We start from the raw sequence: 13,867 nt of genomic DNA, 5'->3' as shown, positions 1-13,867 counted from the left end.
GACGGTAGATGCCGGTATGGGAATGGTTGGCTGATGCGATCGGCCTGCTTCTGATCCTGACCGGCTGCTACGGCATCGCCCTCATCGTCCGGCGACGGGTGCTGTCGCGACACGGCGGAACGTTCGAGTTGAGTCACCGCGCCCGATCCTCTGCGATCGGGCGCGGTTGGCTTCTCGGCATCGGGCGCTACTCCGGGGAGTCGCTTGAATGGTTCCGGATCTTCTCTCTCTCGCCCCGACCCAAGCGGGTGTGGCTCCGGTTCGACCTCGAGTACGCCGGGCGACGCAGCCCCACCCCCGGCGAACAGATCTCACTGTTCGCCGATTCGACGATCGTCACCTGCTCCACTGCGGCCGGGGACGTCGAGTTCGCCATGAGTGAATCCTCGCTGATGGGCTTCCAGTCCTGGCTCGAAGCCATGCCTCCCGGCTCCCGCGGCGTACGCCCGGGTGACTCGCCGGGCAATGTCTGATTCGATGGAGCGCACTCTCACAGCCCGCAACGCCGTCGCCCTGTCCTTCTTCCTCAACGGCTTCGGATTCGCCTCCTGGATCTCGCGGATCCCCGAGGCGCGCCACGAACTGTCCTTGAGCAACGGTGGTCTCGGGCTGCTGTTGTTGGCGATCTCGGCCGGCTCGGTGCTGACCCTGCCCAGCAGCGGCGTCCTGATCAACCGGTTCGGACCCGGGAACGTCGTGCGCTTCGGGATCAGTGCCGACGCGCTCGGCCTCGTCCTGGTGTCGGTCGGGACCGGCCTGCTTGGCAATATCGCGGTCACGGCCGTGGGGCTCTTCATCTACGGCCTCGGCGTGGGTCTGTGGGATGTCGCCATGAATGTCGAAGGTGCGACCGTCGAACGCCTGGTCGGGCGCACGATCATGCCGCGCTTTCACGCGGGGTTCAGTTTCGGGACAGTCATGGGTGCGGCGGTCGGTGCCCTGACGACGGCGGCGGGACTGCCACTCGAGTGGCACCTGGTCGCAGTCGCTGGGTTGATCATGGCCGCTGGTCTCGTGACGACCGGACGCTTCCTGCCCGCGATCGAGCAGCCCGAGGCTGGCGAGGACCTGCCTGCCCAGCGGTCTGCCTGGTCTGCCTGGCTGGAGCCCCGCACACTACTGATCGGGGCCATGGTCTTTGCGCTGGCCTTGACCGAAGGCACTGCGAACGACTGGTTGGCGGTCTCCCTGATCGACGGCTATGACGTCGAGCGCTGGGTGGGGGTCGCGGGTTTCGGGCTGTTCGTCGTGGCCATGACCGGCGGCCGCCTGTTCGGCCCTGCCATGCTGGACCGCTTCGGGCGCGTACCGGTGCTGTGGTCCACGATCGCGGCTGCCGCGATGGGGGTGGTCCTCATCGTGTTCGGTGGCTCGGTGCTGCTTGTCGTCGTGGGGATCGTGCTGTGGGGGATCGGGGCGTCGCTGGGCTTCCCCGTAGGCATGAGTGCGGCGTCGGACGATGAAGCCCATGCCGCGGCGCGGGTCAGCGTGGTCTCGACGATCGCCTACACGGCGTTCCTGGCCGGTCCGCCACTGCTGGGGTTCCTGGCCGACGAGGTGGGCACCCTCAAGGCGTTGCTGGCCGTTGCGGTGCTGCTGGTGCCTTCCGCGCTCTTGGTGCCGGCCGCTCGGAAGCCGGCACACTGAGTTCACTCGCGGCTACGTCCCACCGCGTCAACAGGCAGGTCGTTCCGGCTGTCGGCGCTGGTCACCTCGATCGCCCGATCCCACCGGATGGGCCGAGGGGCGGGCTCAGCTTCCGTCACCTCGCGGAGACCGGGGGACCACGCTGCGCGGGAGGCCCAGGTACATGATGTCGGGCCCCGGGACGATCGCGATCACCGCCGAAGCGATGACGAACATCATCAGGTCCTGCGCGGTCAACCAGCACCTACCGATCATTTCCTGGACGGATTCGCCCATCCTAGGGAAGGACGCAGTCCCTTGTCGTCGAGTCAGGTTGAGGGCACCGTGCCTCAGGCTGTCGTGCTGGCTCGGGCCGACTGGCGGTCAGATGGGCGTCGGAGCGCCCTTGCCGGCGACCGAGCCGTGGTGGATTGTGTGCGATGGAGGCGAGACGGATGAGGTGCCATGGCGAGGAGTTCAACGGCTCTCCTCCGGCCCTCCCGTTGCTGTGGATCTGCGGGGCGCCAGCCGCTGGCAAGTCGACCACTGCTTGGGCCCTCTTCCAGAGGGTCGCCCGAGAAGGGGTGGCCGTTGCCTACCTCGACATCGACCAGGTCGGGATGCTCTATCCGGAGTCAGAGGTTGATCCGGAACGTTTTCGGCTGAAGACCGAGGCGCTGAATGCGCTGATTCCCAACTACGCCGCGTCCGGAGCCCGGGCACTGATCGTGTCCGGGGTCCTCGACCCGGAGACTCCAGCCGGCGCGACTGAGCACCCCGACGCCCACGTGACACGGTGCCTTCTCGACACGCCGGAGACCACACTGCGCCGGCGGATCCTGGAGCGTGGCTGGGATCAGGCGGACGCCGATGAGGTGGTCGCTGAAGCCGCGACCCTGCGCGACGCAGGGATCGCTGACGCCTCGATCGACACCGCAGGAGCGAGCCTCGAGGAGGTGGTCGACCGCATTCGCCCCCTGTTGTCGACCCTAGAGACGAGTGTCGGCGCCGCCGGTCGGCCCCGCATGTGGTCAGCCGGACAAGCCGGTCTCGTCGCCATCACCGGGACGAGGGCCGTCGGTACGTCGACCATCGGCTTCGGGCTCGCCCGCTCGTCCTGGGACCGCGGGAGCATGACCGGCTTCGCCGACCTCGACCAGCTGTCGTTCGTGCGAAACGTTGAGGGCAACGGCCCGGCAGCGACCGTGTTGGGGGTATCCAACCTGGCCTCGCTTCACGAACTCTTCACCGCCCGCGGCGCCGTACGCCTGATCGCCAGTTGCCATCTGCGCGGCAGCGCGGAGCATGACCTGGTGCGCAGGGTCTCCGCTGGGAACACGGTGACGATCGTCAGGCTCAGGGCCGACGCGGAGACCATCGCCGCGCATGTGCGTGAGCGGACCTCGGGGAGCGAAGCGAGATTGGCTGGTGACGACGTGGTGGGAGCCACGCCGGAACATCAGGCCGAGGTCGTGCGGAACGCACTGGCACAGCAGGCGACGCTCGACGTACAGGCTGACGAGGACATCCTCATCGAGGTGAGCCGACGAACCGTCGACACGGTGCTGGCACAGACCGAGAACCTCCTGGTGCCGGCCGACGCGTCTTGAGTCGGCATCCGGACCGGCGCGGCGTACGGCACCTCATCATTGGTGTCCGGGCGGCGTGCGAGGCACGATCGCACGTATGCCCTGTCCGAGCCCCACGCTTCACACCGATCGCTTGGCTCTGCGTCCCTTCGTCGACGCGGATCGAGATGCCCTGTTCGCGTTGCACAGCGACGCCTCCGTGCTGCGCTACTGGGACGCGCCGCCGTGGACCGAGCGAGTCGGCGCGGAGCGGTTCGTGGCGGACTGCCGCACGATTGCCGACGAGGGCAGTGGCGCGCGGTTGGCAGTGGACCGTCGATCCGACGGCGCCTTCCTCGGTTGGTGCGGTGTGACTCGCTACAACTCCGACTACCGCAGCGCGTCGTTGGGCTACTGCTTCACTGAGTCGGCCTGGGGCTTCGGCTACGCCACGGAGGCGGCAGGTGCCCTGCTGCGTTGGGCGTTCGACAGCCTGGACCTCAACCGGGTCCAGGCCGAGGCAGATACCCGTAACGCTGCTTCTGCTCGCGTGCTGGAGAAGCTCGGCTTCGTCCACGAAGGGACCTTGCGGGAGGACTGTGTCGTCGGCGGCGAGGTGTCGGACTCGTGGGTGTTCGGGCTGATCAGACGGGACTGGCGTGCGCCGTCCACGGCAGATCCCGCCGACTGACACCCCGAACGAAATGGCAGGCTGTGTCGAGATCTGGGTCGGGGCTCCGACGTTCGGGTAGAAAGGCGACCGATCGGCCGCCGCCAACGAAGGGGAACACTCATGAAGTACGTCATCCTGATCCACTCCAACCCGCAACCGTGGGGCCACCCGACGAGCGACTTCACGACTGAGTACCAGGCGTTGCCGGCCCAGCAGCAGAAGGAGCTCGGGGCTCGGTGGGAGAAGGTGTTCGGTGACGCCGATGCCAGGGGAGAGGTCGTCTACGGGTGTGCGCTGGGCGACCCCACGACCTCGAGGGTGTTCCACTTCCGTGGCGAGCCGCTTCCCGTGGACGGTCCGTACGCCGAGAGCAAGGAGCACCTGGCCGGCTTCTTCCTCATCGATGTCGAGTCCCACGAGCGCGCCGAGGAGATCGCCGCTGCCTTCTCGTGCCCGGGCGACACGGTCGAGCTCCGCCCGACGATGGGACCGGGCGAAGAGTCCTGACCCGGTGTCCGCCGAGATCGAGGAGGTGTGGCGCCGTGAGGCGCCACACGTCCTGGCGGCGCTGCTGCGCCGCGGGTCGGTGCTGGAGGACTGCGAGGACGCCGCCCAGGAAGCGTTGGCCGCAGCCGCTGCGCAATGGCCGCGTGACGAGGTGCCCCGGAACCCTCGCGGTTGGTTGATCCGGGTCGCCTCCCGCAGGCTGATCGACGTCACCCGGGCGAACGCCGCCCGCACCCAGCGGGAGATCAGCGATGCGACTCCCGATGTCGCATCGTGGAGCGCCCGCACCGGCGACCAGGATGATTCCCTGCAGATGCTGATGCTGTGCTGTCACCCCTGCCTCAGCACCGCCTCGTCCGTCGCCTTGACGCTGCGAGCGGTGGCCGGGTTGACCACGCGCGAGATCGCAGCCGGGCTTCTCGTCCCCGAGGCAACGGCCGCCCAGCGGATCAGCCGGGCCAAGGCCACGCTTCGCGCTCATGATGCCCGGTTCGCCGGCATCGAGATGGCTGAGCTGCCGCCTCGCCTGCATGCCGTACGACATGTGCTGCACCTCATCTTCACCACCGGGGCAGCTCCACCCTCGGGTGCCGCGGTCATCAACCAAGACGTGGTGTCCGAAGCCATCCGGCTCACCGAACGGCTTCACCGCGCCCTGCCGCGTGACCCCGAGACCTCGGGTCTGCTTGCCCTGATGCTGTTGGTGCAAGCACGTGCGGCGGCACGCACACGCGACGGGATGCTGGTCCCGTTGGCCGAGCAGGATCGGGGGCAGTGGGACCGGGACCTGATCGCGCGCGGAGTGTCCCTCTTGGAGGAGGCACTTCCCACGGGTCCGGTGGGGCCCTTCCAGCTGCAGGGCGCGATCGCTGCCGTGCACGCCACGTCGACGACGCTGCGGTCCACGGACTGGGCCCAGATCCACGAGCTCTACCGCATGCTGCTCAGCGTGTCCCCGAGCCCAGCTGCCGAGCTCGGCGCGGCCATCGCCCTCAGTGAGCTGCGTGGACCCCTCGCAGGACTTGAGGAGCTGCAGCCGCTGTTGCGGGCCCGCCCACGAGACCACCGGATCCACGCGGCCATGGCACACCTGCTCGAGGCCGTCGGGGACCCAGCGGCCGTTGCTGCCTATGCGCGGGCGGCCGCACTCACCGACTCGATCGCCGAGCAGCGCTACCTCAACGACAGAGCCCACCAGGTTCGACGCGTCGGACCAGCGGCACCCTGACCGTCGCCGTGATCCGGTCCGGCGGCGTCGGCACCCTGGAGAGCCGCGATCGCGCCGCCCCGGACGGGACGGCGCGATCGGCGCGAGCCTCAGTCGGTGACGCGACCCTTCTCGAACAGTCGCGGCACGCGGTGGTTGGAGACGAAGATCCCATGGGGATCCACGGCGGACCTGATGCCCTTGAGCTGCAGCCACGCGCGATCGGCGTACGCCGTCCTGGCATCGACAACGTTCTCGGCGAAGTTCAGGTACTGACGTCCGTTCGAGTACGGCGCCAGCGCCTGCGTGAGCCGGACTGCGTCGGCGTGTCCCTGGGCCCCGAGCTCGGGAGTTGCCGCGATGGCGCCTGCGAATGACACGAATGGGGCGTCCAGCTGTGACAGGGCCCCACCACCCTCGTGGGGTCGGCCGAGCGCTCCACCGAGCTGGCGCAGCTCGGCCATCAGCAGCGACGTGTCGGCATCGGGGCCGACCTCGGTGAGGAACGCGTCGACGGCGCCGTCCGGGAAGGAGCCGAGCATGGTGCTGTCGGAGGCGAACGGCGCGCCCCCCTCGGGATCCATGTGCAGCCGCACCAGCGACTTGGCCGGGACCCGTGCGAACGTGTCGATCTGGGGCCGCAGGGCTCGCAGGCCGGCGATCAGCTGTGCGCCACGTTCGTCGGAGCCGATCACTGCGCCGTCGATGACCACGACCTGCCGACCGCGTAGGAAGTCGGGCAGCTCCGGCATCGGCGGCATCCGCAGCGCTCGCAGTGAGGTGGTGATCTCGTCGGGTGCCCCGGGGGCCCATGCCGACCACTCGCGGAGCACCGGCTCCAGGTCGGCCAGGTCCCACAGCAGGATCCCCGCGTAGGCCGTCTCGATCGGGTACATCCGAAACTCGAGCGCGGTGACGACACCGAAGTTTCCGCCTCCTCCGCGCACCGCCCAGAACAGCTCGGGGTTGGTGTTTGCGTCGGCCCGCACCACGCTTCCGTCGCCGATGACGAGCTCGACCGCCGTGAGGCTGTTGGCGGCGAGGCCGAGCTTGCGGGCGTACCAGCCGATCCCGCCGCCCAACGAGTAGCCGGCGATGCCGACGTCGGGCGACGAACCGTGCAGGACGGCCTGCCCGTGCGCCGCGGCCGCGTCGACGGCGGGCTCCCAGAGAGTCCCGCCCTCCACCCGGACGATCCCACGGACCGGATCGGCGATGGCCATGGACATCTCGGACGTCCGCACGACCACGACGTCGTCGAGGCCCTGGGCGGCGAGAGGACCGGCGTTGTGCCCGGTGCTCTGGGGGGCCACGCGCAGCCCGGCCTCGCCGGCCCGTCGGACGACCTGTGCGACTTCCTGGGCGGTGCGCGGGAAGGCCACAGCGGCCGGCCGCTGGTCGACGGCCACGTTCCAGGGGAGGCGGGCGGCGTCGTACCCGGGGTCCCCGGGCAGGTGGATGTTCCCACCGCAGAGGCCACGCAGGTGTGCGGCCGGAGTGGTGGCGGTCTCGAGGCTGAGCTCGATGGTCATGATGTGCTCCTTGGTTGTCGGTGCTCCGACTCTCGGGCTCACCACTTGGAGATCACTTCGAACTGACTTGGAGGGATTACCCAGGAGGCTGCGCTTCCCTATGCTGCGGACGTGGAGGTGGCAGTCCTCGGACCGATCGAGGTGCGCCTGGGTGGGCGAGCGGTTGACCTGGGCACACCGAAGCAGCGCGCGCTCGTCGCCGCCCTGGCGCTGTCTCGGGGTCGACCGGTGTCGGTGGACACGATCGTCGACCTGCTCTGGAACGATCGTCCGCCGCCTGGCGTGACCGCGACGCTCCAGGCCTACGTGTCCGGACTTCGCCGGGTGATCGAGCCGGAGCGGGAGCGCCGGGCGCCAGCCACGGTGCTGGTCACGGTGGCGCCGGGGTACGCGCTTCGTGCCGACCCGACCGGTGTCGACGCCCAGGTCTTCGAAGGCGTGGTGACCGAGCAGCACCATCGCCTGCAGACTCCCTCGCAGTTGTCGGAGGCCGACCTGCGTGAGGCCGTCGCGAGCATCGATGCGTCGCTTCGCCTGTGGCGAGGTACGCCGTACGGCGAACTGGAGGAGGCGCCTTCAGCCGTCGCCGAGCGGGCTCGACTCGAGGAGCTCCGCCTCGTGGCCCTGGAGGATCGGGCGGTCGCCGAGCTGGCCCTGGGGCGTCACGCGACCGTTGCGGCCGAGCTGGAGGCGATGACGCGCGAGCACCCGCTGCGCGAACGGTTGTGGGGCCTGCGCGCCCTGGCCCTGACGCGCGCCGGTCGGCAGGCCGACGCCCTGGAGGTGCTGCGCACGGTCCGGGAGGTCCTGGACGACGAGCTCGGGATCGAGCCCGGGGTCGAGCTGCGTGACCTGCAGACCGCCGTCCTGCGTCAGGATCCGGCTCTGGACTGGGTGGCACCGACGACTTCCAACGCGCGGGCCACGGTCCCGCAGCCGCGCCGCGCTGAGCCCGATCCTGCCGAGCTGGTGGCACCGTGGCCGATGGTCGGCCGTGACGCGGAGCTCGACCAGTTGCTGGCCGCCATGAACACCGCCGCCGCGGGCGGCCCGAGCCACGCCGTGCTGACCGGGGAGCCCGGCATCGGCAAGAGCAGGCTTGCCGCCGAGCTGGGGGCGCTGGCGCGTCGGCAGGGTGCGCAGGTGGCGGTGGGCCAGTGCTCGCAGGACGAGGGTGCCCCGCCCCTGTGGCCCTGGATGTCGGTCCTCGAGACTCTCGGACTCGAACCCCCAGGGCCTCCTGAGACCGACGACGACAGCAGTCGCTTTCGGTCCTGGGACCTGATCGCGCGGGCGGTGCGCGCGGCAGCCTTCGAGCGCCCCCTCGTGGTCATCCTCGAGGACCTGCACTGGGCCGACGCCTCCACCTTGCGAGTGCTGCGCCTGCTTGCCGAGTCGGTCACTCGCGAGCGGTTGCTCCTGGTTGTCACGTGGCGGGCGCACCCGGAGCCCACCGGAGCGCTGGCCGACGTCGCCGAGACCCTGGCCCGTCGTCACGCCACCCGGTTGCAGCTGAGCGGACTGAGCGCCGACGCCGTGGCCGAGGTCTTCGAGGGGGTCGCCCACCAGCGACCCTCGGGCCTGCAGGCCGATGCGCTGAGGAAGCGGACGGAGGGCAACCCCTTCTTCCTTGTCGAGTACGCCAGGCTGGCCGGCGAGCATCCCGACCTCGACAGGCTCGTGACCGACTCCGATCCGCCGACCGGGGTGCAGGAGGTCCTGACCCGTCGTCTGGCCCGGCTCCCGGACCCGACCGTGAGCGCCTTGCGCACCGCGGCCGTCATCGGCCGGGGCTTCGACGCCGCCACCCTCGCGGCCGCGGCGGGGATCGACCCGGACGACCTTCTCGACGTGATCGAACCTGCCGAGGCGGCCGGGCTGGTCCGCGAGGACGGGGTCGACCGCTTCACCTTCTCGCACGCGCTGGTGGCGGACACGTTGATGCTCGGCCTGAGCGCGTCGCGTCGTGCCCGCGTGCACGCGCGAGTCGCCGTCGCGCTCAGCGGATCACGTGGCCGGCAGACGGAGGAGGCACGGCACTGGCTGGCTGCCGGCCCGGCGTACGCCGCGCAGGGCTGGCGGTCCGCGGTGACGGCTGCGGCGCTCGCCCGGCGACTGTTCGCCCACGAGGAGGTGGCCGAGTTGCTGCGGGCCGCCCTCGACTCGATGGCGCTGGACCCCGATGCGACCCCTCGTGAGCGCTACGACGTGCTGCTGGACCTCATCGACGCGTATCGGTGGTCAGCGATGTGGCCCGAGCTGACCGCGACTGTCGAGGAGGCGGTCATGGTCGCGCAGTCCCTCGGTGATCCCGAGCTCGTGGCTCGGGCGGCGATCGCCACGACCCAAGGTGCGCTGTGGCAGTCAGCCGGCCACGGTCAGGTGCACCCGCGCATCGTGGCGGCGCTGAGGAGCTGCTTGCGTGAGCTGCCTCCCGAGGACGGGGCGCTGCGGTGCCGTGCGTTGCTGAGCCTGGCCAACGAGCTCTACTACGGCGCTCCCTTCACCGAACGCGAGGCGTTGGTCGACGAGGCCTTGGCGATGGCCCGGCGACTGGGGGATCGCGAACTGCTGCTCGATGCCTGCCAGATCGCCTTCGTCAGCCTGTGGCACCCCGCCAACTCGCCGGAGCGACTGGTGCTGGCCGAGGAGGCGCTCGCCCTGGCCGAGGAGTGTGGCAGTGAGCGGTCCTTCGTCGTCTCCGCGACGCTGCGTGCGGTGGCTCTGGGCGAGCTGGGACGACCGGCACAGATGTGGCGGGCGGTGGAGGTGGCCCGTGCCGAGGCCGAGCGGCTCAGGCTGCCCTACGGGCTGCTGGTCCTCGACAATCTGGTGCTGCCGTGGATGGCGATGGCGGGTCGCTTCGACGAGTGCGACGCCCTGTTGGAGCGGATCCAGCGCTTGGACTCCCAGATCACCCTGGAGCAGTCCGAGGATGCGGCAGCCGGTGCGTTGATCGCGCTGAGCATGTGGAAGGGCACCAGCGCACAGGCGGCCGACATGCTGAAGGCCATGGAGGGCGGGCCGTTTCCGATCTCGGGGACCGTGGCGGCCTTCCTCTGGCGCGGGGGTGCGGAGGACGAGGCCAGGGACTACGCCAGGACGCACACGATCGACCTCGACACCGACGACTGGTTCTCCTTGCTCGCCTGGTGCAACGCTGCGGAGGTGGCTCTGTTCTGCGAGGACCTAGAGCTGGGCGCCCGGGTGCTGGCCCGCCTGGCGCCCTACCGAGGACGCAGCTGCGTGGCCGGCTCGGGCAACGCCGCCGGTCCGGTGGACGCGTTCCTCGCGCTGGCGGCAGCGTCCGTCGGCGACGTCGACCTGGCGCGACGCCACGCTGACGAGGCGCTGCGCCTGTGTCTGGATTGGGACGTCCCGCTGGTCGCCCAATGGCTGGGCGACCAGCGGGAGCGTTTTCACTTCTGAGTCACAGCGCGGCGGGCGTGAGGTCCTGTTTCGGCTCGTCTGCCTCGAGGTCGAGCTCGGGAAGCACCCGGTCCAGCCAGCCGGGCAGCCACCAGTTCCAGCGCCCCAGCATCGACATCGTCGCGGGCACCAGGACCATCCGGACGACCGTGGCGTCGAGGAAGATGGCCGTGGCCATGCCCACGCCCAACATCTTGACGGTGACGTCGACCTCGGAGGCGAAGCCCAGGAAGACGGCGACCATGATGGCCGCGGCGGAGGTGATCACCCGCCCGGTGTCGGACAGGCCCCGGATCACGCTCTCGTGCGCGTCTCCGGTGTCCAGCCAGTCCTCCCGCACGCGGGAGAGCAGGAAGACCTCGTAGTCCATGGACAACCCGAACAGGATCGCGAAGATCAGTATCGGCACCCAGCTCGACACCGGCATCGCGTGGTCGAGTCCGAGCAGTTCGACCCCCCAGCCCCACTGGAAGACCGCCGTCAGCACGCCGTACGCCGCACCGATCGACAGCAGGTTCATCACCGCTGCCTTGAGTGGGACCACCACGGACCTGAACGCCATGGCCAGCATCAGCACCGAGACGCTGACGACGAAGCCGATGACCAGCCACAGCCGCTGCGCGAGCAGTTGTGAGATGTCCGAGAGCAGGGCGGTGTTGCCGGTCACCTCAGTCCCGGAGGGCAGGTCAGCCCTCAGGTCGGCGATCAGCGCGGTGGTGCGCTCGTCGGCCGGTCCGAAGCCCGGTTGCACCTCCAGCACCGCCACTTGGCCGTCGGGGGAGATCGCCGGGGCGCCCACAGCCACGAGGTCCGGGTGGGACCCCAGGACGTCGACGACCTTGGGCAGGGCGTCCTGATCGGCGCGGTCGCGGTCCACGACAACGGTGAGGGGGCCGTTGGCTCCCGGTCCGAACTCGGCTGCGACCAGGTCGAAGGCCTTGCGGGTGGTCAGGTCCTTCGAACCGCTGCTCGCGTCCTGCGGCCAGGTACGCATGTCGAAGGCGGGCAGCGCGATGGTGATCATGAGGGCGACGGCGGCCAGTGCCCACGGCAGGGGCCGACGCGCCACCCGGCGTGCCCAGCGTGCCGTCAGCGGCGCCCGGTCCGACACCGTGCCCTTGCGGACACCGCGGGGGAGCAGGCGGAGACCGGCGAACCTGCAGAGCACCGGCACCAGGGTGAGAGCCGAGGCCATGACAGCGATCACGGCGATGGCTGTGGCGAACCCGAACGAGGAGTACGTCGACAGCCCGGCCAGGCGCAGCCCCATCAGCGAGACCAGCACCGTGCCCGAGGCGAACAGCACGGATCGTCCGGCGGTGGCCGAAGCCCGTCCTGCGGCGTCGGGAACATCGAGTCCCCGACGCAGGAACTCCGCATGGCGGGTCACCAGCAGCAGGGCGTAGTCGATTCCCACGCCCAGCCCGACCATGCTGGCCACGGTGGGTGCGGAGGTGCTGACGTCGGTGAGCCCGGCGAGGAGCGCCAAACCGCCGCTGCCGATCCCGAGACCGACCAGGGCGACGGCGATCGGGAGCCCGGCCGCGACGACGGAGCCGAACGCGACCACCAGGATGATCAGAGCGGCGAGCACGCCGATGAGTTCGCCGCGGCCGGTCATCGGGGCAGCCGCCGTGCTGGGGAGCTCACCCCCGAACTCGACCTGGAGGCCGTCGGCGCGGGTGTCGGTGCTGGCCGCCTCCAGTGGCTCGAGGTTCCCCATGAGGTCGGGATCGGTCACCGGCACGTCGTAGGAGACCACCAGCAGCGCGGTGTCCCCGTCGGCGGACAGGCGGGGTTCGGAGACGGCGACGGCGTGGTCCATCGCCGCGAGTCGGTCGGACAGCGCGGTGAGCTGCGCCGCGGTGGGGCGGCCGCCCTCAGCGTGCACGAGCACCTGGGCCGAGGCATTGCCGGCGCCGGGGACGTGCTCACGGAGCAGGTCGATGCCCTGCTGTGAACGGGCCCCGGGCACGTCCCAGTTGTCCTTCGGTGTGCCTCCGAAGGCCGAGGCCAGGGCGAACACCAGGCCGGCGAGGATCGCCCAGCTGGCCAGAGTGCGCCACGGGTGCAGCGCAGCTCCGCGGCCGAGACGGTAGAGGAAGCGTGACATCGTCGTTCCTTGTCGAAGAGGGTCGTTGTTGACCCTGCAAGGTTCGATCGCCGCGCTTGGACCCGGCTTGGGGCTGACTTGGAGCGGTCGGTCAGCCGCGATCTCCGCCGGGGACCCACAAGACGTCGCCCTGCTCCTTGTTCGCGTGGCGGGCCAGGATGAAGAGCAGGTCGGAGAGTCGGTTGAGGTAGGTGATCGCCAGCACGTTCATGGTCTCCTCGTGCTCGGCATAGGCAGCCCACGCCGAGCGCTCGGCCCGCCGTACGACGGTGCGAGCGACGTGCAGATGGGCCGCGCCTGCGGTGCCGCCGTTGAGGATGAAGGACCGCAGCGCCGGCAGGTCCTCGTTGAACGAGTCGCACCAGGCCTCGAGGCGGTCGACGTAGTCGGACTCGATCCTCAGCGGGGGATATTCGGGGTTCTCCACGACAGGGGTGCAGAAGTCGGCCCCGACATCGAACAGGTCGTTCTGGATGTGGGTCAGGACGGCCACCACGTCCTGGCCGAGACCACCGAGGACCAGCGCCACGCCGAGCTGGGCGTTCGCCTCGTCCACGTCGGCGTAGGCGTGCAGGCGGGCATCGTTCTTCGACGTCTCGCTCATGTCGCCGAGCCTGGTGGTGCCGGCGTCGCCGGTGCGCGTGTAGATGCGGGTGAGGTTGACCATGCTCTGCAGGCTAGTCGGTGCGCGCGAGCGCCCCGATCGGGGTCGAGGAAGGTGAACGCTCAACCGAAACCGGACAAAGACCCACTATGTGTTCGCAATGTGACCCAAATCACGACACGCCGAAAAATGTCTGGCGAGGTGGCAACCAATGCGACTACGAAGACGTCTGTACGGGTAGATACCCACTCGCGGGTGAGGCATCGGGAGATCTCGGCAACCGAAGGGCTGCACATTGGACATCATCACCGACGGGCCACGGCTCGTCCTCAGCGGTGACTTCGACGTGCGCAGCACCTGGGAGGTGCGCACCGCGATCTACGAGCACCTCGAAGGCCACGACCACGACGTGGTCATCGACCTCACCGATGTGGGCAGCATCGATCTGACCGCACTCCGCGTCCTTGCCGTCGCCACCCGCAATGCCGAGCGCCTGGGTCGGCATCTCACGCTGCGCGGCTGCGGTCCCGCCGTACGACGCCTGCTGCACCTGTCCCACCTGATCCGCGTCGTCGAAGTCGAGAGGGTGGCGGCGAGCGCCTGAGCCG

General features: G+C 69.7%; 12 protein-coding genes. 8 read left to right on the top strand and 4 right to left on the bottom strand.

All coding sequences use genetic code 11. From position 1 onward, the window contains the following. The first annotated feature begins 8 nt into the window (after window positions 1–8). Both AB7I40_RS20435 and AB7I40_RS20430 read left to right on the top strand, forming a co-directional pair. Window positions 9–473 carry a DUF2550 domain-containing protein gene (locus AB7I40_RS20435; RefSeq protein ID WP_428345157.1) on the top strand — a complete coding sequence of 155 codons (465 nt, stop codon included), beginning with the start codon at window positions 9–11 and terminating at the stop codon, window positions 471–473. A gap of 4 nt (window positions 474–477) precedes the next feature. Then, on the top strand, window positions 478–1,647 hold the full coding sequence (locus AB7I40_RS20430) for an MFS transporter (protein ID WP_428345158.1): 1,170 nt from the start codon (window positions 478–480) through the stop codon (window positions 1,645–1,647). Window positions 1,648–1,752: 105 nt separating this feature from the next. Here the strand turns inward: AB7I40_RS20430 and AB7I40_RS20425 are convergent, their stop codons facing one another. Continuing rightward, on the bottom strand, window positions 1,753–1,884 hold the full coding sequence (locus AB7I40_RS20425; protein WP_428345159.1) for a hypothetical protein: 132 nt from the start codon (window positions 1,882–1,884) through the stop codon (window positions 1,753–1,755). Window positions 1,885–2,081: 197 nt separating this feature from the next. Between AB7I40_RS20425 and AB7I40_RS20420 the strand changes: the two genes are divergently transcribed. From AB7I40_RS20420 to AB7I40_RS20405, 4 genes are all read left to right on the top strand, one after another. Next, complete coding sequence (locus AB7I40_RS20420; protein WP_428345160.1) at window positions 2,082–3,236, top strand: AAA family ATPase; 1,155 nt, start codon at window positions 2,082–2,084, stop codon at window positions 3,234–3,236. A 112-nt stretch (window positions 3,237–3,348) separates the two neighbouring features. After that, the gene (locus AB7I40_RS20415) at window positions 3,349–3,885 is read left to right on the top strand and encodes a GNAT family N-acetyltransferase (protein WP_428345161.1); all 537 of its coding nucleotides are present in this window, start codon (window positions 3,349–3,351) and stop codon (window positions 3,883–3,885) included. A 102-nt stretch (window positions 3,886–3,987) separates the two neighbouring features. Then, complete coding sequence (locus AB7I40_RS20410; protein WP_428345162.1) at window positions 3,988–4,374, top strand: YciI family protein; 387 nt, start codon at window positions 3,988–3,990, stop codon at window positions 4,372–4,374. Window positions 4,375–4,378: 4 nt separating this feature from the next. Beyond that, window positions 4,379–5,602 (top strand): RNA polymerase sigma factor, encoded by a 1,224-nt coding sequence (locus AB7I40_RS20405; protein WP_428345163.1) that lies wholly within the window; start codon window positions 4,379–4,381, stop codon window positions 5,600–5,602. 89 nt (window positions 5,603–5,691) lie between these two features. Here AB7I40_RS20405 and AB7I40_RS20400 read toward each other — a convergent pair whose 3' ends face one another. Further along, a complete protein-coding gene (locus AB7I40_RS20400) occupies window positions 5,692–7,113 on the bottom strand; it encodes an FAD-binding oxidoreductase (RefSeq protein WP_428345164.1) in 1,422 nt (473 codons plus the stop codon). Between the two features lie 111 nt (window positions 7,114–7,224). Between AB7I40_RS20400 and AB7I40_RS20395 the strand changes: the two genes are divergently transcribed. Next, complete coding sequence (locus AB7I40_RS20395; protein ID WP_428345165.1) at window positions 7,225–10,542, top strand: BTAD domain-containing putative transcriptional regulator; 3,318 nt, start codon at window positions 7,225–7,227, stop codon at window positions 10,540–10,542. Window position 10,543: 1 nt separating this feature from the next. Here the strand turns inward: AB7I40_RS20395 and AB7I40_RS20390 are convergent, their stop codons facing one another. Both AB7I40_RS20390 and AB7I40_RS20385 read right to left on the bottom strand, forming a co-directional pair. Next, entirely contained in the window at window positions 10,544–12,655 is a 2,112-nt protein-coding gene (locus tag AB7I40_RS20390) for an MMPL family transporter (RefSeq protein WP_428345166.1), read from the bottom strand. A 91-nt stretch (window positions 12,656–12,746) separates the two neighbouring features. Continuing rightward, window positions 12,747–13,322, bottom strand: a complete 576-nt coding sequence (locus tag AB7I40_RS20385) for a cob(I)yrinic acid a,c-diamide adenosyltransferase (protein ID WP_428345167.1) — start codon at window positions 13,320–13,322, stop codon at window positions 12,747–12,749. Between the two features lie 232 nt (window positions 13,323–13,554). Between AB7I40_RS20385 and AB7I40_RS20380 the strand changes: the two genes are divergently transcribed. Beyond that, a complete protein-coding gene (locus tag AB7I40_RS20380) occupies window positions 13,555–13,863 on the top strand; it encodes an STAS domain-containing protein (RefSeq protein ID WP_428345168.1) in 309 nt (102 codons plus the stop codon). Window positions 13,864–13,867 lie beyond the last annotated feature (4 nt).

The organism is Nocardioides sp. (assembly GCF_050246775.1).
Lineage (GTDB): Bacteria > Actinomycetota > Actinomycetes > Propionibacteriales > Nocardioidaceae > Nocardioides.
The sequence above is the reverse complement of the archived record's forward strand: the minus strand, read 5'-3'. Positions and strand labels throughout refer to the sequence as shown.